Genomic DNA, 25,169 nt, shown 5'->3' with positions numbered 1-25,169 from the left:
GTCGGCAGGTGGCACGTCGACTGACAGCGAGCCAAGGTGGCATTTTGACCAGATTGGATGTTTTCGAATCGCGCGGTGCCGCCGGGTGTCAGCCGCAGCAGCACATCTGTCAGCGCCATAGCAGCAAGTGCCACAGCGGAGGGAACCGTACGGAGAAACACTCACCGGTAGGAGCAGAGTTTTGTAAGAAATATCATGCATTGATGTAGTTTTTTTGACCGGATATATATAGCTATTTTCTTACAATTAGGCGGGGCACCTAGGGGGCTAAAACTTTGAGCTTGGCTGTGATTCAGCACAGTACGTATAAAGCCTAAAAGTAAACCAATGTGAACTTTTGCTTTGGGTAAAGTTAAATCACTGTTTATTATGTTTTTTTCATAGGGCTTTAGCAGACTGTGCAGGGTTGAAGTGTCATGGATTTGCATGCAAAGTAAATTAAAAGTTAATTCTCAGGGGCGTTCATTTTTTAGCGTAGGGATCTTTAGCGTAGGGATCGTGTCGTTTCGATTCCCGTAACGGTGTTCCTGAACCCAGGCTCCTCGGAATCAATCAGTGAGAGGGCAGGGCATTTTTATGAGGTGAAACATGAATGGATCGATGACGGTAGTGGCACTTTCCGGGCAGGCGTGGGTTCGCGACCAGAATGGTAACCTGCGTGCCCTTCAGGAGGGTGATGTCATCGAGCCGGGCGAGACGATTGTGACTGCCGATAATGCCGGCCTGATCCTCTTGGATACTGCTGGCGCGCGTCTGGAGGTACCGGCTGGCACCCAACTGACCCTACCCGATACGGAAACCGAGCCCACCGAGGACGCCCAGGAAGAATCTTCCGACAGCGATGACGAGGATCAGAACACTGCCGAACCCGCCCGCCCCGAAGCGAATGATGCACCGCCAGTTGATAGCCAGAGCGGCCCCCAATCTTCTGGTTTCGACGTACCCACGCATGACGGTAGTACCTTTGTAAGACTTGAGCGTGTCGAGCTGCCGCTGAAACCGCTGGCCTTCGACTATGGCTATGAGCGCAACGATGAAATCGACTGGCGAAGAGGCGGTGGGCGCGAGCGAGAATCAGGCGATTCCACTGATATCCAGTCCCCATCCGCCACCGTCGAGCTGATCGGCGCCGGCGACGACGGCACCTACAACCAGGACGAGATCGGTGAAGACGGCACCGTCACCGCCGTCATCACCCTGGAAGACGGTACCGAGGTCGGTGACACCCTCACGGTCACCGACAAGGACGGCAACATCCTCGACGAGCGCGAGCTCACTCAGTCAGACCTGGATAGCGGCGTCAGCGTCGAGGTGCCGGTGTCGCCGGGTGATACCGATGTCAGTGTGACCGCCACGGTCACCGATCCGGCGGGCAATACCGGCAGTGCCGAGGACCAGAAGCCGGTGGATAGCGTGTCGCCGGCGGTCTCCGTCGAGCTGATCGGCGCCGGCGACGACGGCACCTACAACCAGGAAGAGATTGGCGAGGATGGCACCGTCACCGCCGCCATCACCCTGGAAGACGGCACCGAGGTGGGTGACACCCTCACGGTCACCGACAAGGACGGCAATGAGCTGCTGAACCGCCCCGTCACCCAGTCTGATCTGGACAACGGCGTCAGCGTCGAGGTGCCGGTCGAGCCGGGCGATCCCGATGTCAGTGTGACCGCCACGGTCACCGACCCGGCGGGCAACAGTGACGAATCCAGCGATAGCCAAGCGATCGAGTTGGGTATCCAACTGGATGTCGAAGGGCCGGTTACCGAAGGCGAGCCCATCACGCTCACCGCCACCATGGACAATGTCTCGGATCAGGATGTCACGATCACGGTCAATGGGGATATCGACATCACCATTCCCGCGGGCCTGACCAGCGCCAGCGAGGAGCTGCCCAGCCGCCCCGATGATGACGTCGTGCAAGATGACGACACACGAAGCTACGCGATCACCTCGGTCTCCGACACCGGCTATGACAGTGTCGATACCGGCGAGCCTGTCGACGTGGTTATCGTGGATGACAATGACACCACCACGGTCTCACTCACCGCCACCGAGAATGTCGACGAAGGCGGCAGCATCACCTATACGGTGGCGCTTGCTGACGCCGACGGCAATGCCGTCACCACCAACAACCCCATCGAGGTGGCGCTGGCCAATGGCGAAATCCTTACCATTGGCGCCGGCAACAGCCAGGCAAGCCTCACCATCGATGCCCCTGATGACGACATCTATGTCGATGCTGAGGCCATAGCGAACCGCATTGTCAGTGCCAGCGAGGATGTCGCCGCCGGCACGCCGGGCAGCCTCGAAGACCTGGCCTTCGATGCCACCGAGGTCACCACCCAGGTGGCGGACACCCTCGACCCCGTGACGGTCTCGCTCACGGCCACCGAGAATGCCGTCGAAGGTGGCAGCATCACCTATACCGCCACGCTGACCGACGCCGACGGCAATCCGGTAACCGCCAATAATGATATCCGCGTCAGTCTGGACAATGGCGCCACGATCACCGTCGCGGCGAGCGGCAACGCCGGCCAGGTCACCCTGACCGATGCTGACATCGACGCATTGAGTGACGACCTCTTCGTCGAAGACGCCTCGGCCAGCGCCATCATCACGACGGCCCAGGAAGTCGATGGCAGCGGCGCCCTGGTGGCCGCCGGCACGCCGGGAAGCCTGGAAGACCTGCTGGTCGATGCCACGCCAGCGGTGACCGATATCACCGACACCCTAGACACGGCTACCGTCAAGCTCACGGCCAGTGCCAGCGTGGCGGAAGGTAGCGAGATTCTCTACACCGTCAGCCTGGTGGGTGCCGATGGCAACCCGGCGGCGACCAACAATGCCATCGCGGTGACGCTGGATAGCGGCGAGGTCATCACCATCGGCGCGGGCCAGGACAGTGGCACGCTTCCAGCGCCCGACGATGATGTCTACCTGGATGCCAGCCAGGTCACGCGCGCGATTGAAAGCGCCCAGGAGGTCGATGCCAATGGTGACCCCGTGGCCGCCGGCACACTGGGCAGCCTCGAGGATCTGCAGGTCGACGATACTCCCGTGACCACGGATATCACCGACACCATCGACACCACCACGGTGTCGCTCACGGCCACCGAGAATGCCGTAGAAGGTGGCAGCATCACCTATACGGTGGCGCTTGCTGACGCCGACGGCAATGCCGTCACCACCAACAACCCAATCGAGGTGGCGCTGGCCAATGGTGAAACCCTCACCATTGGTGCCGGCAACAGCCAGGCAAGCCTCACCATCGATGCCCCTGATGACGACATCTATGTCGATGCTGAGGCCATAGCGAACCGCATTGTCAGTGCCAGCGAGGATGTCGCCGCCGGCACGCCGGGCAGCCTCGAAGACCTGGCCTTCGATGCCACCGAGGTCACCACCCAGGTGGCGGACACCCTCGACCCCGTGACGGTCTCGCTCACGGCTACCGAGAATGCCGTCGAAGGTGGCAGCATCACCTATACCGCCACGCTGACGGATGCCGACGGCAATCCAGTGACCGCCAATAACGCGATCGAGGTGACGCTGGCCAATGGCGAAATCATCACCATTGGTGCCGGCAGCAGTGAAGAAAGCATCACGATCGATGCCCCCGGCGACGATATCTTCATCGATGCCGGTGACGTCACCAACAGCATCGTCGGTGCCAGCGAGGGCGTCACCATCGGTACGCCGGGCAGCCTCGAAGACCTAGCCTTTGATAACACCGAGGTCACCACCCAGGTGGCCGACACGATTGATACCGTGACGGTGTGGCTCACGGCCACCGAGAGTGTCGACGAAGGTGGCAGTATTACCTATACCGCCTCGCTGACGGACGCCGATGGCACCCCGGTGACGGCCAACAACGCCATTGCCGTCACCCTGGATACGGGTGAAACCATCACAATTTTGGCGGGTAGCAGTGACGGCACCCTGGATATCGCCGCACCCGAGGATAACGTCTATCTCGATGCCGGCGAGGTCGAGCGCAGTATCGACAGCGTCCAGGAGATCGATACCGATGGCGACCCTGTTTCTGCGGGGGCTGCCGGAAGCCTCGAAGATCTGCAATTCGATGCGACACCGGTGACCACGGATATCACCGATACCATCGATACCGTCACAGTCAACCTTAGCGCACCGACTGAGGCCGACGAGGGTGGCATTGCCACCGTCACGCTGAGTGTCAGCGATGCGCCCCAGGGCGGACCGCTGACCATCGAACTCAGCGATGGCACAAGCGTGGAGATTCCCGAGGACCAAACCTCTATCGAGGTCGACCTGGCGGTGCCCAACCAGAACCAGGACCTGGGGGCGGGTGAAGCGGGCGAGTCCACCTCCGGGTGGACCATCGGCATCGACAGCGTGTCGGGAGGCAACTATGAAAACGTCGTGCCAGGCGACGATGCCACCGTCACGGTCAACGAAGACGTGCCGGGGCTCCAGGTGCCGGACGCCAACGGAGCCGATAACGGCGATGTCAGTGTCTTCGAAGCGGGGCTGGATGACGGTTCCAATCCCGGTGACAGCAAGAGCGTCGATGGCACTTTCACTATTTCGGCAGGCAACGTCGATGAGCTGGAGAGCCTGACGATCGGCAGTGACTCCTTCTCGCTGGCCGATCTGCAAGGCGCAAGCGATGCCTCGCCGCTGACGGTGGGCATGACCTATGGTGGCCTTGACATCACCGGCTATGACGCGGGAACCGGTGAGGTCAGCTACACCTACACGCTGACCGCTAATGCTGATCACGCCTCAGGCGATGTGCTCGACAGTGTCGATATCACCGTCACCGACACGTCGGGGGACCGACGCGCCGATTCGCTTGACGTCAATATCGTCGACGACGTCCCCTCGGCCTCAGACGATACCCCTGTAACGGTGACCGAGGGCGACAGCGCCACCACCGGCAATGTCCTGGAGAACGACACTCAGGGTGCCGATGGTGCCTATGTCAGCCAGATCACCTATAGCGACCGTAATGGCGATGAAGCGCAGGCCGATATCACCGAGGGTGGCAGTGTCAGCGTGGAGACCCTGCACGGTGAACTGACGGTCGAAAGCGATGGCGACTGGTCCTACACACCTCTGGATAGTGCCGATCACTCCGCCAGTGGCGATGATGTGTCGGCAAGCGACAACTTCTCCTACGTGCTGACCGATGGCGACGGGGATGAATCCGAACCGGCTACCCAGCCCATCGAGGTGGAGGATACCGAGCCCGAGGTAGGCACGCCCCCCGATGCCAGCGTCAACGAGCGTAACCTTGCCAATGGTACCGACCCGGACCCGACGGCGCTGACCCAGACCGGCACATTGGCTGTGACCGCCGGTCAGGACAGCCTCGACACCACCCTCGATGAAGCCAATGTGGCAGCCCTGGAAAGCCTGGGGCTGACCTCCGGCGAACAAGAGCTGGATTTCACACTAAGTGCGGATGGCTATACCCTGACGGCGACGGCCGACAGCGAGACGGTCTTTACCCTTGTCATCACCGACCCGGGAAGCGACAACCCCGGGTATTCGTTCACCCTCGAATCCGCGCTGGACCATGTCACCGGGGTCACCAATGCGGCAGGCGATATCATCACGCTGCCGTTCGATTTCACGGTGACCGATAGCGATAACGACACGGCCAGCGGCAGCTTCAACGTTGATGTGGTCGATAACACACCGGTGGAAGCCTCGATCAACGCCACGGTCGACGAAGACACCAGCCTTGAGGTGCCCACGCCGGCCAATGCCACGCCGGACACCATCATCATCGATCCAGAGCCAGAGTACGGTTCGGTCACGATTGCACCGGATGGCACGCTGACCTTCACGCCCAACGAGAATTACAGCGGTCAAGACACCTTCACCTACTCCTACACGGAAGGCGGTGAAACCCGCAGCGTGACGGTCAACCTGACCATCAACCCCGTCGCCGATGCGCCGCAGCTACCTGAAAGCGCTGATGTGGAAACCCTGGAAGACGAGGCCGTGGCGCTGGGCCTGAACGCACCGAGTGTCACCGATAATGAGGATCAGAACGGTGCCGAACCCGGTGATAATCCCGAACTGCTGGGGGCGATCAGCCTGAGCGGGATTCCCGATGGGGCCGAACTGCTTGATGATAACGGTGACACTCTACTGGCCAGCGATGGCAGCCCGATCACCATCGCATTGAGTGATGGTTCGCACATCGCCGATGCCGAAGCGGATGCGGATCTGGTGATGACCACGGCGCAGTATCAGGCGCTGCAGATCCTGCCGGCACAACACGACGCCGACAACTTCACCATCGACGTCAGTGTCACCAGCTTTGAAGTCGACGACAGCGGCAATCCGCTGGATGGCGTGACGGGCGCCACCGCCAGCACCTCTGTGAATGTCGGCGTGCAGGCGGTGACCGATGATGTCGAGTTGCTGTTCGATACCGGTCAGACAAGCATCGATGGGGTGACGAGTGTTTCCTACGACAGTGGTACTCAGGCTTCGCTTACCATCGCCGAGGATTCCCGCTTCGATCTTCGAGATCTGCTGAGCGCGCAGTTCGAGGACCTGGATGGCTCCGAGGTGCGCTCGATTACCATCGAGAATCCTACCGGCAACGATGCGCTGGTGATCAACGACAGCCTGACCTTGGCCGGAGGAGGCAGCCTCACCATTGACGCTCTCGACGGCCAGGATGGCCAGACCGGGGGAATCGACAGCTTCCCCGAGATACGCTTCGGCGCGGCGCTGAACTTCAGTGGCGACCTGACCGGCATCACGATCACCCTCAATGCGCAGGATGTCGACGCGGATGGCTTTGGGGGTAACGACGGCCCACTGGATGGGGTTCCCGAGGCCGATACCAGCAATAACAGTGTGCAATTCGATCTCTTTGTCACGCCTGTCGCGGGTGATATTGGTTTCTCGGCCATTCCGCCAACCGAGGAAGACACGGCCGTCGACTTCCTGTCCGGGCTCAGTGTGATCGATACGCGTGCCAGCTCGGAAGTGATCGACTCCGTGGCCTTCGAGATACCGACGGGGTGGGACGTCAATCAAGCCACAGTGAATACCGCCGGCTGGAGCGTCTCGGGGGATGGCAGTGCCGGCGACCCCTACACCATCACCTTCGATGGTTCGCTGACTCAAACCGAGCGCGAAGAGGTGTTGAGTGACTTCACCATCACGCCGGCGCCACACAGCAGTGAAAACCAGGACATCGAACTGACCATCACCACCACGGATACCAATACGGTGGACGGTACTCAGCTCAGTGATACGCAACAAACGACCAGTACCTTGCCCGTGCGGGTCACGCCGGTCGCCGAAGTGGTTGGCGGCGACAGCGACGGCGATGGCAGCCCCGATCTCACCATCAATGGCGACCATACCTATGGCACCGAGGTGGACGGCGTCGAGGATCAATGGTTTGCGCTGAATGCCGACGGGTTCGATTTCAAGGGCCCCTGGAACAACCAGGATGGCATCGAGAATGGGGGCACCGAGCAGACCTTCGCGCTGTTGACACCGCAACTGGTCGATAGCCTAAGCGATGTCCTCAACAACAATGCCAATGGCGCCTCGTTCCGCTACTCCACGAATGGTGATACGAGCGAAGCTGGCGGTGATTGGGTCGTGAAGACGTTCAACGGCTCGCCGGTGGAAGTTCCCATTGAGTTTCTGGATACCGTGCAGTTCAGGGCCGCGCCGAATCAGAAGGGCCAGTTCGAGATCACGGTGCAGGCCAAGACGGTGGATACCGACCCCGATACGGCGGAAGAGGTATCGGCTATCTCGGGAAGTGCGACCCTCGACGGCATCTTTATCGACCAGCCGGTGGCTGACCTCGCCTCATTAAGCGTAACCACCCCCGCCGAGGGTAATGAGGACGAGGAAATCACCCTGGGCATTCGCCCCCAGAGCGAAGACCCCAACGAGAGCTTCCAGGTGACCATCGGCAATGTACCCGTCGGGGCGGTACTCCGCTATGACGGCAGCGAGGTGGTCGCCAATGGCGATGGTGACTATGTGATCGACGACTTCGACAGCAGTCGTGACTTGACGATCCAGCCGCCCCTAGACAGCAACGAGGATTTCACGCTGACGGCCAGCGTGGTGACCGTGGATGAGTACGATGGGGAGACCGATACGCTGGCCACCCCCATCGAGAAGAACATCAATGTGTTGGTTGATGGGGTCGCCGACGCACCCGATATCGTCATTGCCACGCCTGTATACAGTGAGGCGGACCTTGATGATGGCACCGATAGCGTGATGCTCAGCGATATTCTCACCACGGCGGAAAGCACCGATATCGATGGCTCGGAAACCCTGACTTATCGCATCACCGGCCTGGATGAGCAGTTCGATATCGAGGACGCGACGCTGATTCGCGGCGAAGGTGCAGAGCGTGAATGGGTGGCCAACAACCTGGCAACGACCCAGGTCACCGCGCCGGAGAACTTCAGTGGGCGTGTCGAGTTTGACGTGACCACGGTGGTCACCGAGAACGACGGTGATAGTCAGGAAACCACCAATTCGGTGGCCTTCGAGGTGACACCCTCGCCGGAGGCGGCGTTCAGCATCCAGTCGGATATCATCGAAGATACGCTGGGTCAGGTGGACCTGGCGCTGGATTTCCAGAACGGCGATACCGATGAAACGCTGGATACCGTCTGGATCTCGCCGCCCAGCCTGGCGGATGGCGACGAGTTCACGCTATTTTTCGGCAGCGACGGCGCCACCACACTGGCCGAGGCGGCGGCGGATGCCGGTAATGGCGATGTGACCCTGGTGGGTGACCAATATCAGTTGACCAACGGCGCCTGGGAGAATATCTACGCCAAGGGGTCGGCCAATTTCTCCGGAAATGCCGGGCAGCTCGAGGTGGGGTACACGGTCACGGATACCCCCAACGCGGGGTATGAGGGTGAAGGCGCCGATACGGTGGCTGATGTCACCTCGGAGAGACAGGACGCGACACACACCATCTTCATCGATGCGGTGACCGATGCGCCTTCGGTGACCATTACCGGCATTACCAGTGGGGATGGAAGTGCCGTGATTGCCGGGAACGACGTCACCGCCGATGGCGGGGATAGCCTCGAGGTGACCGTCGAGGTGACCCAGCAGAACGACACCGATGCCAACGGTGAAGCCGATACCGACGGTAGCGAGCAGTTGAAGTACTTTGTGATCGACAACGTGCCCGCCGGGGTGAGCGTCGCGGGTGGCGAGTTCGTCGGCCAGGTGGCGGGAGGTACGGGCAGCCAGTGGCGGGTGGAGATCGACCCCGACCGCGCGTTCGATACGCAAACCCTGACGGAAACCTTCACCTTCGTATTGTCCACCGATGCCCAGGTGAATGACATTCAGGCTCAGCAGATCACCATCACCGGCGTCACACAGGATGACAACGTCATCGGAGGCGTCAACGCCGGCGAGGAAGAGCGTGACAGCGATAGCTGGACACTCACTGGTACCGGTGGCGAAGGCGATGGTGGTGAACTGCCCGCGGAGATCAACACCTGGGAATACTCCGGCGCCGCCATGGACGAGGATGTCGGTCTGTCTCTGGCTGAGCTGGTCAACGCCGATATCGGCGAACCCGCGGCGGGTGGCGGGCGCAGTGCGGTGACCATTTCCAATCTGCCGGATGGCGCCGTGGTCAATGGCATGAGCCAGACCACCATCGATGGCGAAACCGTATGGTATGCCAGCATCGAGGACCCGAGCAGTGCGGCCCTGCAGACGCTGCTGGAAGGGATCGAGGTGATACCGCCGCCGGACACGAATGACAACACAGGCAGTTTCTCCTTCGACACTACCTTGACGACTCAGGCTCCCAACGGGCGGCAGAATGTCGAGCAGATCACCCTCACACCAACGGTCACCCCCGTCACCGATACACCGACAGTGACGGTCACGGCAGATGATGTGGCGAGCGGCGACGATGTCGATTTCAGCATCGACATCTCAAGCCCGGCGGATGCGCCCAATGTCACGCTGGAAAACGATCAGGTCGTGCTCACCCTGGACGAGAGCGACATGATCGCCGGCGATGGCGCCACAGTCGGCGGCATCTTGCTGGACAGCGAAGGCAACGCGATCACCCCGCAAGGCGATGGGACCTACCTGCTCGAGGGGGTGGCCATTGGAGATTCACTCAATGTGACCTATCGCCCGGCGGAGAATACCTGGGGCGATGTCTCGCTGAACGCCGAGGCGACCACCCAGGAAGCCGGCGCGGCCAACAGCGCAACCGGCAGTGGTTCCGCCACCCCCGAGATTGCGCCGCCGCTGCCGGAGGTCTCGCTGAGCAACTCCAGCGGGAATGAAGACGAGTTGATCGAGTTGCAAGGCCTGGAGGTCTCGCTGCCGGATAGCTCGCTCACCCTGAATGCCGTACTCATCGACAACGTGCCGGATGGCTGGCTGGTCAGGACCGGAACCGATGCGGATAACACGAGCCTGGCCGAGAATATCGGCGGTAATAGCTGGTCGATTCCTGTCGATAGCAACGGTGACATACCCGACTTCGTCGGCCTGCAGCCGCCCCGCAACTGGAGTGGCACCCTGGAGGGCGAAGATGGCATTCGCATCACGGCGCAGACCACCCGTGCCGGAGAGCGTAGCACCACTTCCGAGCCCGTCGATATCACGGTGGCCCCGGTGGCCGATGGCATCACTCTGGACCCGGAGCTGAGCTTCGGCAGGGAAGGCGAAAAGGTTCCGCTCAACCTGAGTGCGGCGATGACGGACCTGGACGGTTCGGAAACCGCGACCATCTCGTTGACTGGTATTGGCGCCAATGCCAGTTTCTTCACCGACGGCGGCGATACTCTGCTTCAGGAGGCCAGCGAGAGTTATGACCCTGACAACGACACCTACACCCTGGAGGGGCTGACGCCGACCCAGGTCAATGATCTCTATCTGGTACAGGCCGCCACCGATGGCGCGCAAACCGTTTCCTACGAGGCGTTTACCACGGATGTCGCCGGAGCGCTCAGCGACGAGCAGGCACCGCCCGATACTGGCAGTTTCAGCATCGACATCGAGGCCGTGGAGCCGACCACCGGCGACGATACCTTGCTGTATACCGGCGAGCCATTGGATGGGCTTGCGGGTGTCGACGTCGTGGAGCTGCGTTTCAACGAAGACCCGAATCCTGATGATCTCAGCAATATCGAAATCCTCGACCTGATGCCGGAAGGCGAGGACCACAGCGTCGCCCTTACTGCCGAAGACGTTCTGGACATGACCGATGATGACAATGTGCTCAGTATCCTCGGCGACGCCGGGGATAGCGTCGACCTTTCCGGGAGCTCCTGGACGGCGGGTGGCACGGAAAATGATGGCGGCGTCACCTATCAGCTCTACAACGCGACTGTGGGTGGCGAAGAGGCCACCCTCAGAGTCCAGCAGGATGTACCAGTGGATATCTAGCCTACGGTGAATGTCCATTGCCCATGACAAGCCGGCCCTTCGGGGCCGGTTTTTTGCTTCAGGGCGAGCGTGCATGGTGTGGCCACCGGGCCTGCGTGACTATCGCCTCTTAGGGTGATGCTCTAGTCACAGCCGACTCAGCGCATCTTCCAGGCCATGCAGATCGACGGTGGTGATCGTGTCGTCGGGGAAGGGTGAGGCGGTGGGGTCGGCGGTAATGCCGATGAAGCGCGTACCATTGGAGCTAGCGGCGCGAAAGTCGTTGTAGGAGTCGCCGATCATCACCGTATCTCGCGGTGAATGGGCATGTCGGGTCAGCAGGTTGCGAAGGCCGCTGGCCTTGTCGGGCGGTGAGCCGATCACCTCCAGGAAATAGCGCGAGAGGTCACGGCGCTCGGCGATGGCCTTGAGCTCATGTTCAGGGGTGGCGGAGAGCAGATACAGCGGGGCCCTTCCGGCCCAGCGGGCGAGGAACTCCAGCGCTCCGGGAATGGCCGGCGCTTGCAGCAGGCGTCTCTCCACGCTGGCCTTGAAGCGTTCGCAGAGCTCGCGGATGCGTGCCTCGCTGGCATCGCGGCCGAGGATGTGCCCCTCGATATGACGGAACTTGACGTCCCGGGGCTGTCCGCCGCGCCGGCTCAGGTAGGCGACTACCGCCCGATGACGTGCTTCCGGCTCGTCGATATAGAGGTCGGCGAAGGCTTGGCGCTTGAGCGTTGCCGAATCCAGCACCACGCCGTCGAAGTCGAAGACCAGCGCGTATTGCGTTGTCTGGGTGCGATCGTTCACGGGCCTGCTCATCTCCCTACCTGCCAATGACAACGCGGCCCGGGCGGGCCGCGTTGTGTTCAGCGCGAATCCTCGTTTCAGTCTCGCCTGAACCTTGCCAGTATCCAACCCTTGAGCGGTGTATTGCCAAGCAATACCAGGATGATCACCGAGCTAAGTACCAGCGACAGTGGGTTGGCGAACAGCCCACCCAGGAACGCCATGCTGTTATCCCCCACCGACGACATGGCCTGGCGATAGGATTCGTCGAGCAGCGGCCCGAGAATCACGCCGAGAATGATCGGGCCCATCTGGAAGCCGAATACCTTGAGCCAGTAGCCGAGGATGCCGAAACCGAGCATCCAGTAGACTTCCGTCATGTTGCTGTTCAGCGAGTAGGTGCCAACCACGCAGAGCACCAGAATCAGCGGAATCATGATGGCCTTGGGGACTTCGACGATCTTGGAGAAAATCTTGATGCCGGTGAGGCCGAAGATCAGTAGGAAGATATTGGCCAGCACCAGGTTACCCACCGTGAACCAGAAGATATGCGGGGTCTCGATCATCAGCATCGGCCCCGGGTTCAGGCCATGGATGACCAGCGCGCCGATGATCACGGCGGTCACCGCATCCCCCGGCATGCCAAGGGTCAGCATCGGTACATAGGCACCGCCGACCGCGGCATTGTTGGCTGTCTCGGGCGCGACCAGACCTTCGTAGGCGCCTTCGCCAAAGGGCACCTCGGGGTTCTTGACGGTACGCTTGGCATGGTCGTAGGCGAACAGCGAGGCGATGTCGCCACCGGTGCCCGGCAGCGCGCCGACAACCACCCCGATCACCGACGTACGAATCGATAGCGGAAGGAACTTCAATACCATGCTGAGCGGCGGCACGATCTTGTCGACCTTCTGCTTCACCGGCACCTTGGCCATGTTATGCAACTGGTAGAAGGCCTCGGCAACCCCAAACAGACCGATCATCACCACCACGTAGTGAATCCCGCCGAGCAGTTCCATGCTGCCCATGGTGAGGCGCGGCTGGGCGGTGACCATGTCCATGCCGACCAGGCCGATGGCGGCCCCCAGTGCCACGGAAAAGATGCCGCGTGCCAGCGATTTGCCGGACAGCGTGCTGACCAGCAGCAGGCCCATGATGGCGATCAGGAAGTAGTCGCGCGGGGCGAACTGCAGGGCCAGGTCGGCGAGGTGCGGCGCGGTACCGGCCAGCACGGCGACACCGATCATGCCACCGATCACCGACATCACGGTGCTCAGGCCGATGGCCCGGCCGGCCTCGCCTTTCTGGGCCAACGGGTAGCCGTCGAAGGCGGTGGTGACCGCCGAAGGAGCCCCGGGAATATTGAGCAGGATGGCGGTACGTGAGCCGCCGTAGACGCCACCGACGTAGATGCCGACCATCAGTGCCAGGGCGTTGTTGATATCCCACGAGAAGGTAAAGGAGATCAGGATCGACACGGCCATGGTGACGGAAAGGCCAGGTATGGCGCCGATGTAGATGCCGGCCAGCACGCCGAGGGCGGTCAGGCCGAACAGGCCAGGGTCTAGCCAGGCCATGAGCAGGTAGGAAATGGTATCACTCATCGGGTGCCTCGGGGATCAGGGGAGGTAGACACGAAAGACCATGGTGAACAGCACATAGATCACCGCGATGGCAGCCGCCGTGATGATCAGCGAACTGACGACCTTGCCTTGCCGGAAATAGATGAACATCGCCGCCAGGAAGACCGCAGTACTGATATAGAAGCTCGCCCAGTTGATGGCGGCCAGGTAGAGCACCGCAACCACCGTGAACACCACGATATGGATCTTGAAGTGTTCGCTGAGAAACACCTGGAACTCATGAAACGCACTACGAATACGCGGATCGCGCCGTTTGTAGCGGTGGCTTGCCAGTATCGCCGCCGATGCCGCGAGCATCACCAACGCCAGGCCCATCGGGAAAGACCCGGCGGAATTGGCAAGCAAACCACCATCGATGCGGTAGGCCTCGAACAGCAAGCCGATGCTGAACAGCAGCAGCAGCCAGTCGAAGACTTTTTCACCCGCCTGAACACGTTCGATTTTCTTGCTCATAGACAGACTCCAAGGGGGGCGTTATGCCCCCCTTAGCAGCAGTGGGTAGGAATCACGGGCGGGGGATGCCGAGCTCCTCTGGAGACACCTTGACCGTTTCCGCCTCGGCATCGTGCATGGCCCAGGCGGTTACCGACTGCCAGTTGTCCAGGTATTGCTGGGCTTCTTCGCCACTCAGGTTCAGTGGTGCACCACCGAAGTTGTCCAGGAATTCCCTGAACTCATCGCTATCCACGGCCTCGCTGTAGGCTGCTTCCAGGGTCGCCTTGATATCGTCGGGCGTATCCTCGTGGACGAAGACACCCCAGAACGGCCCCCACGGCAGGAAGGATTCGATATCCGGCAGCGCCTCGGTGATCGGTGGCACATCGGGCAGTGACTCGAGCTCCTCGGACGTGATGACCGCGAGCCCCTTGAGGCGTCCGCCGCGGATCTGCTCGGCAACGGCCGAGAGGCTCAGCGGCATGAAGTCGATGTGCTCACCCAGCAGGGCGGTCACACCCGGGCCGTCGCCACCGAAAGTGACGGTACGCACGTCCAGCTCACCCACGGCGTTGATCATGGCGTGAATGGTGCTTGGCAGGCCGCCGGCCCCGGTTCCGCCCATGCGCAGCTCGCCAGGGTTTTCGTTGGCGTGCTCGAGCAGCTCGGAGAAGTTGTCGAAGGGGCTGTCCGGGTGCGCCGCGATCACCACCAGGCCCTGGCCGATGATATTGACCGGATGCATGTCGTCATAGGTGAAATCGGCCAGGCCCATCAGCGGATAGAGCTGCGGGTTCTCGGCGCCGTACAGCAGGTTGTAACCGTCGGCACGCTGACGCATCACGTGGTTCATGCCGATCACGCCGGTGCCCCCCGCGCGGTTGGTCAGCACGATGGTGGTATCCAGTACCTCTTCGACATGGGGTGTCAGGCTGCGCGCGACGTTGTCCGTAGCGCCACCGGCGCCCCATTGGATGGTGCCCTGAATGTTGCGCTCTGGGTACTCGGCCATGGCACTGCCGGCCATGGCCAGGGTGCCGATAGCGATGGCAACACCGCTGAGAAGTGGTTTGAACATGCTGTTTCCTCCGGGTGGTTATTGTGTTGTCTGCCAGGTTCGGGCAGTGCCCCAGGGTGGTGGCGTGGCCACGGGTTTGGGGCGTTTATGGTAAATGTTCGCTTGTCGAACTTAAGTGCTGGTAGCGAACACTAGAACTCCCTTCCAATACTGTCAATGGTGAAGGTGAAAACTACGACGAAGGTTTAATATATGGCGAGCCGAAAGCGCTGCCTTCTCCAACACGTTCGACTTCCAGCTGCTTCAGGCGTTGTCTCCCTAGGTTCCTCCACATCCTTCACGTGTTGCTTCTATAGTACGTGTTGCCTCTATAGTAGTTGGTACTGGCTGGGGTGTCGGCAGTGCACAGTTTCATTCTGCTCTGCATGGGCGTGATGCCGCTGGATCAACGCGGTGACTGGAACCATGCTTGTCATCGCTCACTGCTGTTTTATGTAGGGTGGCAGTGAATGGACTTGAGTATGGATTCGTGTACTGTTTCGTGCATAATGCGAACTAAAGAACGCTATGCGAACAAATTTCTCGACATGGCGACAATCGAATCATGTCGGGTGTGGCGCCTTGCCTGTACCTAGCCGCCGGAATGGCGAGAGGGGTGGCTGCACCCGCTGGAGGACACGATGCGCGCGATTGCCACGGTCTGCCTGAGTGGCGACCTGAGAACCAAGCTGGAAGCCATAGCCCGTGCGGGTTACGACGGCGTGGAAATCTTCGAGAACGACCTGCTCTCCTTCGATGGGTCGCCCGAGGAAGTGCGCAAGCTTTGCGAACGCCTCGGCCTGACCATCGTGGCGTTCCAGCCGTTTCGTGACTTCGAGGCCATGCCGGAGCCCCAGCGCAGCCGCAATTTGCAGCGTGCCGAGCGCAAGTTCGACCTGATGGAGCAGCTGGGAACCGATTTCCTGCTGGTGTGCAGCAACGTCTCGCCCCAGACCGTGGATGATATGGAGCGGGTCGTCACCGACCTTCGCGAACTGGCAGAGCGCGCCGCCAGGCGGAATATTCGCGTTGGCTTCGAGGCCTTGGCCTGGGGGCGAAACATCTCCGATTACCGCGATGCCTGGGAGGCAGTGCGACGTGCCGACCATCCGAACCTCGGGGTGGTGCTCGACAGTTTCCATATCCTTTCCCGCAAGCATGATCTCTCTGCCATCGGCAAGATTCCCCGCGAGAAGATCTTCTTTGTGCAGGTGGCCGATGCGCCGCTACTGGACATGGACATCCTGCAGTGGAGCCGTCACTTCCGTTGCTTCCCGGGGCAGGGCCGACTGCCACTCAAGGCGTTCATGATCGAACTCGCCAAGACGGGGTATGACGGGCCGCTGTCGCTCGAGATCTTCAGCGACGCCTTCCGTGCCGCCCCCACCGAGATCACCGCACTCGATGGACTGCGGTCGCTGATTCTGCTCGAGAACCTGCTCGAGGATGGCCCCTGGGCCAGCCATATCCCCCCGGCACCGCAATATAACGGCATTCATTTTATCGAATTCACCCTCGATGAGGAGAGTGCGGCCCCCCTTGGGGAATTCATCGACGCACTGGGTTTTCGTCATGTCGGCCGGCATCGCTCCAAGAACGTCGAATTATGGAAGCAGGGCGACATTCATCTGGTGCTCAACTTCGAGACCGACAGCTTCGCGCATACCTTTCGCCTGCTGCATGGCACCTCGGTGTGCGCGGTGGGCTTTCGGGTGGATGATGTCGAGCGAGCACTGGACAGGGCGCGGGCCTTCAAGGCCCAGACCTTTCGCAGCCAGGTCGGCGAGGGCGAAATGGAGATACCGGCGCTGCGTGGCATCGAAGGCAGCCTGGTCTACCTGGTGGACGATCAGGCCGCCGACGATCTGCAGTGGCGTACCGATTTCGAACTGTTCGACCAGGCCAGCCGCAACGAAGCAGGACTGACTCGCGTGGACCACCTCTCCTACGTGTTGCCAGCCACGCAACTGCTCGGCTGGCAGCTGTTCCATCGCACCGTGTTCGGCTTCGAGGCGGCGGCCGAGCATGAAATGGTTGATCCGCGCGGGTTGATGATCAGCCAGGCGGTGATCAGCGAGGATCGCACTATCCGCATCCCGCTGACCGTTTCCCAGGCCCAGGAGACACAGCCTGGGCGCTTTCTCAGCGAATTTCGCGGCGGTGTGCAGCAGATCGCTTTCGCCAGCCAGGATATTTTCGCCACCGTCGACGAGCTGCTGGCACGAGGCCTGCCGCTGCTGAAGATTCCTCGCAACTACTACGACGACCTGGAAGCCCGTCATGGCCTGGATGAGTCGCTGCTCGAGGCGATGCGCGCGCGTAACATCCTGTTCGACCGCAACGACGAGGGTGACTTCTTCCACGCCTACACCGAGACCTTCTCGGGGCGCTTCTTCTTCGAGATCGTCGAGCGTCGCGGTGGTTACCAGCAATTCGGTGAAGCCAATGCGGGCATTCGCCTCGCCGCCCAGTCCGCCCAGCGCTGAGGCGCTTTCTTGAACGATCATTACACGGGCGGTCGCAAGGGCAACCACCAAGGACAACTTCATCGGGGCGGTTGAACCGTTCCCGGAAAGGGGAATCAGCATGAAACTTGGTCTGATCGGCAAGGCGATCATGAATTCGAGCTCTCCGGACCTGCACGTCAGGCTTGGCCAGCTGACCGGCATTCCTGCCACCTACGACCTGTTCGATGCCAACGTGCAAGCCATCGAATCACTCGAAAGCCAGGTCCAGAAGGTGATTGCCGAGGGCTACCGTGGGGTCAATGTCACCTACCCATGGAAGGAGCAGGCGGTGGCGCTGGCCACGCGGCCATCGGAAGGGGCTCGCATGGTCGGAGCCGCCAACACCTTGGTGTTCGAAAATGGCGAGATCATCGCCGAAAATACCGATTTCACCGGGTTCATGAGCGGCTTTCGCGCCACCCTGGGGGAGCGGAAGCCGGGGCGCGTACTGTTGATCGGCACCGGAGGAGTGGGCAAGGCGGTGGCCTTCGGCCTGGCCAAGCTTGGTGCCAGCGAGGTCATCCTGATGGACCTGGACGAGAGCAAGTCACGAAAGCTCGCCAGCGAACTCGAGGCCCAGGGATTTCCGGCCTCAAGCATCACCCAGGCCCAGCTCGCCGAGACAGTGCCGAGCTGTGATGGCCTGGTCAACTGCACGCCGATCGGCCACGAAAAGAGCCCCGGCTGCCCGCTGCCTGCCGAGCTGGTGGCCGCTCATCACTGGATTTTCGATGCCGTCTACGTGCCGGCGGTCACCGAGTTCATCAGTGCGGCTAAGGCCGCGGGCGCGGCGGTCGTCAGCGGGGTCAGCCTGTTCGTGTTCCAGGGCGTCGACGCCTTCAAGCTGTTCTGCGAGGATGCCGAGAAGCGCGCGGCCGCCGATGAGCAGGCCGCCACCCTTTTCGCCCACTATCGCCGCGAACTGATGAAGGAGACCGATTGATGAGCCAGGGCAAGGTGCTGGTACTGCATGGCCCCAATATCAACCTGCTGGGCACTCGCCAGCCGGAGATCTACGGGTACGAGACGCTGGATGACGTCAACAATGCCCTGCGCGAGAAGGCCGTGCTGGCCGGCTGGGAGCTCGATTGCCTGCAGAGCAACCACGAGGGCGTGCTGATCGAAGCCATCCATGCCGCACGTCTCGATGGCACCGTGGCCATCATCATCAACCCGGCGGCCTACACGCATACCTCGGTGGCGATCCTCGATGCCCTGAATGCCTTCGAGGGCACGGTGTACGAAGTGCACATCTCCAACGTGCACAAGCGTGAAAGCTTCCGCCACCACTCCTATGTGTCGCTGCGCGCCGATGGCGTGGTCGCAGGTCTCGGCACCCAGGGCTACCAGGCCGCACTCGAGGCGGTGATGAAAGCCGCCAGAACCTGATGCGGATCAGTCCCTTGCACGGCTGAAACCGCTTCACTTGATCCATGTCATGTAGCAGGCCTCCTTGCGGTGACAAGCTCTCCGTATCGTCTACCATGAGACACACTATGTGACGTTTTGCCGCACCAGGGGCCGTAAGAGCCGCCGGTGCAGACGGGCGAAATGCCAATCAGGGTGACGGTAAGGGGGCTTGCCATGGACGATCCGGATACCACCCCGCTGGATGTCCGCCGCACTCAGGAACTCAAGTTGTTCCTGTTCATCGTGGTGCTGTTGTTTCCGATCCTGGCATTTGCCGTGGTTGGCGGTTACGGCTTTGCGGTGTGGATGTTCCAGATATTTACCGGTCCCCCTGGTCCACCCGCATGACGCAGGGGGCCACATGCGCGATGACCGTGATACCTCGACCTCGCGTCGCCAGTTCTTCCGTTCGCTAGGTGGGCAGGGCGCGCTTCGCCGTCCGCCATGGAGCGTGGGCGACTTCACCGACCACTGCACGCGCTGCAACGCTTGTATAGAGCGTTGCCCCGAAGGCGTGCTGTTCAAGGGTGGCGGCGGCTTTCCGGAAATCCGCTTCGACGATGCTGGCTGTTCGCTATGCGGTGAGTGCGTCGAGGCCTGCGAGTCCCATGCCTTCGAGGTCAATGGCGACCCCTTCCCCTGGCGCGCCGAGGTGCAGCCTGGTTGTCTGGCGTTCGAGCGTATTCACTGCCAGGCCTGCCAGGATGCCTGTGAATGGCATGCCATCCGCTTCCCCCCGGAGCGGGGCCGACCGCCACGGCCACGGATCGATAGTGCTGCCTGCACCGGCTGTGGTGCCTGTCAGGCCATCTGCCCGAGTGATGCCATCGCGATGGTGGCTCGTGTCCCCCTTCCCGCGGAGGTGCGCCATGCGCGGTGAAACCCTCTCCACCAGCCTGCATATCACCAGCCTGCTGATCCATGTGAATCCGGGAGACTGCCGGGCCGTCGCGCTATGGCTGTCGCGTCAGCCTGGCTGCGAGGTCAGTGCCGAAGACCCCGCCGGCAAGCTGGTGCTGGTCATGGAATGCCTCGATGAGCGCCGCATCCTGGCCATGATCGACAGTATCCAACGCCGCCCTGGAGTGCTCGGGGCGGCGTTGGTCTACCACGAGCAGCTTGCCCCGGAGTCCGCCGATGACCCCCAGGAGACCTTGACATGAAACTGACGCGTCGTGAGTTCGCCAAGGCCAACGCGGTGGCGGTGGCCGCGGCCACCGCCGGCATGAGTATCCCCGCAAGTGCCAGTAACCTGATCACCAATTCCGAATTGACGAAGATTTCATGGAACAAGGCGCCTTGCCGCTTTTGCGGCGTGGGCTGCAGCGTGATGGTCGGCACCTACGATGACCGGATCGTTGCTACCCACGGCGACAACCAGTCGGAGGTCAACCGCGGCCTGAACTGCGTGAAGGGCTACTTCCTGTCGAAGATCCTGTACGGCGAGGACCGCCTCACCCAGCCGCTGCTGCGCAAGCGCAATGGGGTCTACGACAAGCAGGGCGATTTCGAGCCTGTCTCGTGGGACGAGGCGCTCGACCTGATGGCCGACAAGTTCAAGAGCGCGATTCGTGAGCACGGCCCCGAGAGCGTGGCGATGTTCGGTTCCGGCCAGTGGACGATCTGGGAAGGCTACGCGGCCAGCAAGCTGTTCAAGGCGGGTTTTCGTTCCAACAACATCGACCCCAACGCCCGCCACTGCATGGCCTCGGCGGTCTATGCCTTCATGCGCGCCTTCGGTTCCGACGAGCCGATGGGGGTCTACGACGACATCGAGCACGCCAACGCCTTCGTGCTGTGGGGCTCGAACATGGCGGAGATGCATCCGGTGCTGTGGACCCGGGTCACCGACCGGCGGCTTTCGCATCCCGACACGCGGGTCGCGGTGCTCTCGACCTACGAGCATCGCAGCTTCGACCTGGCCGACATACCGATGGTGATGACCCCCAACGCCGATGTGGTGATCCTCAACTACATCGCCAATCACATCATCCAGTCCGGTCGGGTCAACCAGGAGTTCGTCGACAGCCACGTGGGCTTCGCCCGCGCCGCCGACAATATCGGCTACGGATTGCGTGACGAGGACCCGCGCCAGCAGGCGGCCTCCAATGCCGGTGATGCCAACAGCTGGTCGCCGATGAGCTATGACGAATTCGCCGAGCATGTGGCCGAGTTCACTCTCGAGCGAGCCGCCCGCGAATCCGGTGTTTCGGAGACCCGCCTGGAGCAGGTCGCCGAGCTCTATGCCGACCCGGATATCAAGGTGATGACCTTCTGGACCATGGGGGTCAACCAGCATACGCGTGGCGTGTGGGTAAACAATTTGATCTACAACCTGCACCTGCTGACCGGCAAGATCGCCGAGCCGGGCAACAGCCCGTTCTCGCTCACCGGGCAGCCCTCGGCCTGTGGCACGGCGCGCGAGGTCGGCACCTTCGCCCACCGGCTGCCGGCGGATCGGGTCGTCACCAACCCCGAGCACCGCCAGTTCGCCGAGCAGGTGTGGAAGCTGCCGGAGGGCACCATCCCGGAGAAGGTCGGCTTCCACGCCGTGGAGCAGAGCCGCAAGCTCAAGGATGGCGACATCAAGGTCTACTGGACCCAGGTCACCAACAACATTCAGGCCGGCCCCAATACCATGCAGGAGACCCTGCCCGGCTGGCGCAATCCCGAGGCCTTCGTGATCGTCTCGGATATCTACCCCACTGTCTCCGCGCAATCGGCGGACCTGATCCTGCCCGCGGCGGGCTGGGTCGAGAAGGAGGGCGCCTTCGGCAACTCCGAGCGCCGCACGCAGTTCTTCCATCAGCTGGTCCCGGCGCCTGGAGAGTCGCGTTCGGACCTTTGGCAGACGGTGGCGCTGTCGCAGCGCATTCGCGTCGACGAGGTCTGGCCCCGGGAGCTGCTCGACAAGGCCCCCGAGTATCGCGACAAGACGCTGTTCGAGCTGCTCTACGCCAATGGCCAGGTCGATCAGTATCCGGTATCGGACATGGAGGAAGGCTTCGCCAATCACGAAGCCGAGGACTTCGGCTTCTACCTCCAGAAGGGCCTGTTCGAGGAGTACGCCCGCTTCGGACGTGGCAAGGGCAAGGATCTCGACGATTTCGACGTCTATCACCAGGTGCGCGGCAAGCGCTGGCCGGTGGTGGATGGCAAGGAGACCCTGTGGCGTTACCGCGAGGGGAGCGACCCCTATGTACAGCCCGGCACCGGGGTGCAGTTCTACGCCAAGCCCGACAACCGTGCGCTGATTTTTGCGGTGCCTGATGAACCCGCCCCCGAACGGCCGGACGACGAGTACCCGCTGTGGCTGTGTACCGGACGAGTGCTCGAACACTGGCATACCGGGTCGATGACCAGGCGCGTGCCGGAGTTGCACCGTGCGGTGCCCGAGGCGTTGCTCTACCTGCACCCCGAGGATGCCAGGGAACAGGGTATCCGGCGTGGCAGCGAGGTGAAGGTGGTCAGTCGGCGAGGCGAGCTGCATCTGCGTGCCGAGACGCGTGGGCGGGTGCGGCCGCCACGCGGCCTGGTGTTCGTGCCGTTCTTCGACGCCAACCGGCTGATCAACAAGGTCGTGCTGGATGCCACCGACCCCATCTCCAAGCAGACGGACTTCAAGAAATGCGCGGTGCGTCTGGAACTGATCAATCTTGCCTGAGAGGGTGTTTACAAATGTAACGAGCGATGGCCAGACAAGGCGAAATCAGCTGAAAAACGGACCGGGCTCGCGTGCGAGTTTACGAGCTTGTAAATGAGCATTTTGAAGGTGGTTTCAACACAGTATGGGCGAGCGCAGTAATTTGTAGACACCCTCTGAGGGCGTGCGGCAAGGAGAAACATTAATGAAATGGCTCGCAATCGTAAGCACGGTGGCCGCGATGGCCCTGCTCGGCATGGTGGTGGCGGACGAGGTTCAAGATGCCTCGGCGCCGGATGGCCTGCGCGATGGAGGAACGGTCAGCCAGACCCTGCCCGCACCGCCGATGGCCGAGCAGTCACGGGAATCGGGGCGTGCGGTGCTCAACTACCCCGAACAGCCGCCGGTGATACCGCATAACATTCGCGATTACCAGGTGGATATCCGCAGCAACCGCTGCCTGACCTGCCACAGCCGCGAGAACGCCGTGGATGCCGGGGCGCCGATGGTCAGCATCACCCACTTCATGGATCGCGACAAGCAAGTGCTGGCTGCCGTGTCCCCCGACCGCTACTTCTGCATCCAGTGCCATGTGCCACAGACCGATGCCGAGCCACTCGTCGACAGCACCTTCCGTACCGTGGACGAGGTGCTGACCGAGATGCTCGAGCGCGAGGGAGGTGAGCCATGAGGCGCTTTCTGGCCCGCTACTGGCGGATTCTCACGCGCCCCAGCGTGCACTTCAGCCTGGGTTTCCTGACGCTTGGGGGCTTCATCGCCGGGATCATCTTCTGGGGGGGCTTCAACACCGCCCTAGAGGTCACCAATACCCAGCAGTTCTGTGTCTCGTGCCACGAGATGGAGCGCAACCCTCTGCGCGAGATGCAGGACACCATCCACTACACCAACCGCTCTGGGGTCAGGGCGCAGTGCGCCGACTGCCACGTGCCCCATGACTGGACCCACAAGATGGCGCGCAAGATGGAAGCCTCCAAGGAAGTGTGGGGCTGGGTGTTCGGCTCGATTCGCACCGAGGAGAAGTTCGAGGCCAAGCGCCGCGAACTGGCCGAACGCGAGTGGGCGCGGCTCAAGGCCAACGACTCGCTGGAGTGCCGCAACTGTCACGAATTCGAACACATGGACTTCACCCAGCAGAGCTCGCGTGCTGCCCGCGCGCACTCCACCAACCTCGCCTCGGGCGAGGCGACCTGCATCGACTGTCACAAGGGCATCGCCCACGAACTGCCCGACATGAGCCCAAGCGAGCTCGAGACCAGTGGGCTTGGCCTGCCGGGCTTCGACTCCTGGGTGGCGCATCTTGAAAGGCAGGACGGATCACCCCACTGAGGCTCGCCGGTCGGCGCTAGTGCCGGCGTGTTGCCAGGAATATCCCCGCACCGATGATCAGTATGGCCCCCAGGTAGGTCTCCAGCAGCGGCACATCGCCGAACACCAGGTAGCCCGAGATCGTGGCCCAGACGATCTGCAGGTAGAGGAAGGGCGACATCAGCGAAGCTGGCGCACAGCGCATGGCCATGATCAGCCCCAGTTGGCTTGCCGCCCCCAGCGTGCCGATGGCAAGGAACAGCGGAATATCGCCCATGGCGATGGGCGTCCAGAAGAACGGCACGACCAGCGAACAGACCAGTGCGCCGGCAAGGCCGGTATAGAACAGCGATGCCAGCGGATGGGCATTGCGGCCGAAACGTCGGGTTGCCAGTTGGTATAGGGCGAAGCAGAAGGCCATGCCGAAGGGCAGCAGGGCCGCCGGCTGGGCGCGCCAGTCCACCGGGCCGATGGCGATCAGCACACCGATGAAACCGGTGACTACCGCCAGGCCCATCGCCAGGGTGACCCGCTCCTTGAGCAGGGGAATGGCCAGCAGGGTGACCAGCAGCGGGGCGCTGAAATTGATCACGTAGACCTGCAACAACGGCAGCTCCCGAAAGGCCAGGAAGGCGAAGCCGCTGGCCGCCAGCAGCAACAGGCCACGCAGGAACTGGCCGGACAATGACTCCACCGAGGCCATGATCGCCCGGCAGCGAGGCCACCCGATCATCAACAGGTAGACACCCAGCACCAGCATGTGGCCGGCATAACGCGCCCACAGCACCTGAATGGGTGGGTAGCTCTGGGTCAGCCACTTCACGCTGGTATCGAGCACGGTGAACAGCAACCCAGCACCGACCATGAACGCGATACCCAGCAACGGGCGGTCAGCCGGCACGGACAGTGGCAAGGCACGAATAGGCGGAGTGGCCATGTATCTCCTGAAGATCGAG

15 protein-coding genes are annotated in these 25,169 nt (G+C 61.8%); 10 read left to right on the top strand and 5 right to left on the bottom strand.

The features are described 5' to 3' along the window. Nucleotides 1-588 precede the first annotated feature (588 nt). A complete protein-coding gene (locus tag C6V82_RS13695) occupies nt 589-11,427 on the top strand; it encodes an immunoglobulin-like domain-containing protein (protein ID WP_146157042.1) in 10,839 nt (3,612 codons plus the stop codon). Between the two features lie 126 nt (nt 11,428-11,553). On the opposite strand, the gene C6V82_RS13690 is transcribed toward C6V82_RS13695, so the two are convergent. The 4 genes from C6V82_RS13690 to C6V82_RS13675 all read right to left on the bottom strand — a co-directional run bounded on the left by C6V82_RS13690 (nt 11,554) and on the right by C6V82_RS13675 (nt 15,348). Further along, nucleotides 11,554-12,216 (bottom strand): HAD family hydrolase, encoded by a 663-nt coding sequence (locus tag C6V82_RS13690; RefSeq protein ID WP_229843211.1) that lies wholly within the window; start codon nt 12,214-12,216, stop codon nt 11,554-11,556. A gap of 77 nt (nt 12,217-12,293) precedes the next feature. Beyond that, complete coding sequence (locus tag C6V82_RS13685) at nt 12,294-13,796, bottom strand: tripartite tricarboxylate transporter permease (RefSeq protein WP_102587869.1); 1,503 nt, start codon at nt 13,794-13,796, stop codon at nt 12,294-12,296. 15 nt (nt 13,797-13,811) lie between these two features. After that, nucleotides 13,812-14,288, bottom strand: coding sequence for a tripartite tricarboxylate transporter TctB family protein (locus C6V82_RS13680; RefSeq protein ID WP_102587870.1), 477 nt, complete (start codon nt 14,286-14,288; stop codon nt 13,812-13,814). A 52-nt stretch (nt 14,289-14,340) separates the two neighbouring features. After that, nucleotides 14,341-15,348, bottom strand: coding sequence for a tripartite tricarboxylate transporter substrate binding protein (locus C6V82_RS13675; protein ID WP_102587871.1), 1,008 nt, complete (start codon nt 15,346-15,348; stop codon nt 14,341-14,343). Between the two features lie 620 nt (nt 15,349-15,968). Here C6V82_RS13675 and C6V82_RS13670 point away from each other — a divergent pair. The 9 genes from C6V82_RS13670 to C6V82_RS13630 all read left to right on the top strand — a co-directional run bounded on the left by C6V82_RS13670 (nt 15,969) and on the right by C6V82_RS13630 (nt 24,234). Then, nucleotides 15,969-17,813: a bifunctional sugar phosphate isomerase/epimerase/4-hydroxyphenylpyruvate dioxygenase family protein gene (locus C6V82_RS13670; protein WP_102587872.1), complete on the top strand. Its 1,845-nt coding sequence runs from the start codon at nt 15,969-15,971 to the stop codon at nt 17,811-17,813. 100 nt (nt 17,814-17,913) lie between these two features. Continuing rightward, nucleotides 17,914-18,777: a shikimate dehydrogenase family protein gene (locus C6V82_RS13665; RefSeq protein WP_102587873.1), complete on the top strand. Its 864-nt coding sequence runs from the start codon at nt 17,914-17,916 to the stop codon at nt 18,775-18,777. Continuing rightward, nucleotides 18,777-19,223, top strand: coding sequence for a type II 3-dehydroquinate dehydratase (gene aroQ / locus C6V82_RS13660; protein WP_102587874.1), 447 nt, complete (start codon nt 18,777-18,779; stop codon nt 19,221-19,223). Before C6V82_RS13665 ends, aroQ begins: the two co-directional genes overlap by 1 nt. Nucleotides 19,224-19,418: 195 nt before the next feature. Continuing rightward, entirely contained in the window at nt 19,419-19,592 is a 174-nt protein-coding gene (locus tag C6V82_RS13655) for a periplasmic nitrate reductase, NapE protein (protein WP_102587875.1), read from the top strand. A 13-nt stretch (nt 19,593-19,605) separates the two neighbouring features. Continuing rightward, nucleotides 19,606-20,124, top strand: coding sequence for a ferredoxin-type protein NapF (gene napF, locus C6V82_RS13650; RefSeq protein WP_102587876.1), 519 nt, complete (start codon nt 19,606-19,608; stop codon nt 20,122-20,124). Beyond that, nucleotides 20,114-20,407: a chaperone NapD gene (locus tag C6V82_RS13645; protein ID WP_102587877.1), complete on the top strand. Its 294-nt coding sequence runs from the start codon at nt 20,114-20,116 to the stop codon at nt 20,405-20,407. The genes napF and C6V82_RS13645 overlap by 11 nt, the downstream gene beginning before the upstream one ends. After that, nucleotides 20,404-22,908: a nitrate reductase catalytic subunit NapA gene (gene napA, locus C6V82_RS13640; RefSeq protein ID WP_102587878.1), complete on the top strand. Its 2,505-nt coding sequence runs from the start codon at nt 20,404-20,406 to the stop codon at nt 22,906-22,908. Before C6V82_RS13645 ends, napA begins: the two co-directional genes overlap by 4 nt. Nucleotides 22,909-23,092: 184 nt before the next feature. After that, nucleotides 23,093-23,578: a nitrate reductase cytochrome c-type subunit gene (locus tag C6V82_RS13635; protein ID WP_102587879.1), complete on the top strand. Its 486-nt coding sequence runs from the start codon at nt 23,093-23,095 to the stop codon at nt 23,576-23,578. Then, the gene (locus tag C6V82_RS13630) at nt 23,575-24,234 is read left to right on the top strand and encodes a NapC/NirT family cytochrome c (RefSeq protein ID WP_102587880.1); all 660 of its coding nucleotides are present in this window, start codon (nt 23,575-23,577) and stop codon (nt 24,232-24,234) included. Before C6V82_RS13635 ends, C6V82_RS13630 begins: the two co-directional genes overlap by 4 nt. Nucleotides 24,235-24,250: 16 nt before the next feature. Here the strand turns inward: C6V82_RS13630 and C6V82_RS13625 are convergent, their stop codons facing one another. Further along, the gene (locus tag C6V82_RS13625; RefSeq protein ID WP_102587881.1) at nt 24,251-25,150 is read right to left on the bottom strand and encodes a DMT family transporter; all 900 of its coding nucleotides are present in this window, start codon (nt 25,148-25,150) and stop codon (nt 24,251-24,253) included. Nucleotides 25,151-25,169: the final 19 nt, after the last annotated feature.

The sequence above is a fragment of the Halomonas urumqiensis genome, assembly GCF_003028575.1.
Taxonomy (GTDB): Bacteria; Pseudomonadota; Gammaproteobacteria; order Pseudomonadales; family Halomonadaceae; genus Halomonas; species Halomonas urumqiensis.
Note: the sequence above shows the minus strand (reverse complement) of the source record. Positions and strands in the feature narration are given on the sequence as shown.

Bases quoted from the DNA above. Each gene is read 5' to 3' on its own strand.
- C6V82_RS13695 (WP_146157042.1), top strand. From the start codon at position 589: ATGAATGGATCGATGACGGTAGTGGCACTTTCCGGGCAGGCGTGGGTT.
- C6V82_RS13685 (WP_102587869.1), bottom strand. From the start codon at position 13,796: ATGAGTGATACCATTTCCTACCTGCTCATGGCCTGGCTAGACCCTGGC.
- C6V82_RS13680 (WP_102587870.1), bottom strand. From the start codon at position 14,288: ATGAGCAAGAAAATCGAACGTGTTCAGGCGGGTGAAAAAGTCTTCGAC.
- C6V82_RS13675 (WP_102587871.1), bottom strand. From the start codon at position 15,348: ATGTTCAAACCACTTCTCAGCGGTGTTGCCATCGCTATCGGCACCCTG.
- C6V82_RS13670 (WP_102587872.1), top strand. From the start codon at position 15,969: ATGCGCGCGATTGCCACGGTCTGCCTGAGTGGCGACCTGAGAACCAAG.
- C6V82_RS13665 (WP_102587873.1), top strand. From the start codon at position 17,914: ATGAAACTTGGTCTGATCGGCAAGGCGATCATGAATTCGAGCTCTCCG.
- aroQ (WP_102587874.1), top strand. From the start codon at position 18,777: ATGAGCCAGGGCAAGGTGCTGGTACTGCATGGCCCCAATATCAACCTG.
- C6V82_RS13655 (WP_102587875.1), top strand. From the start codon at position 19,419: ATGGACGATCCGGATACCACCCCGCTGGATGTCCGCCGCACTCAGGAA.
- napF (WP_102587876.1), top strand. From the start codon at position 19,606: ATGCGCGATGACCGTGATACCTCGACCTCGCGTCGCCAGTTCTTCCGT.
- C6V82_RS13645 (WP_102587877.1), top strand. From the start codon at position 20,114: ATGCGCGGTGAAACCCTCTCCACCAGCCTGCATATCACCAGCCTGCTG.
- napA (WP_102587878.1), top strand. From the start codon at position 20,404: ATGAAACTGACGCGTCGTGAGTTCGCCAAGGCCAACGCGGTGGCGGTG.
- C6V82_RS13635 (WP_102587879.1), top strand. From the start codon at position 23,093: ATGAAATGGCTCGCAATCGTAAGCACGGTGGCCGCGATGGCCCTGCTC.
- C6V82_RS13630 (WP_102587880.1), top strand. From the start codon at position 23,575: ATGAGGCGCTTTCTGGCCCGCTACTGGCGGATTCTCACGCGCCCCAGC.
- C6V82_RS13625 (WP_102587881.1), bottom strand. From the start codon at position 25,150: ATGGCCACTCCGCCTATTCGTGCCTTGCCACTGTCCGTGCCGGCTGAC.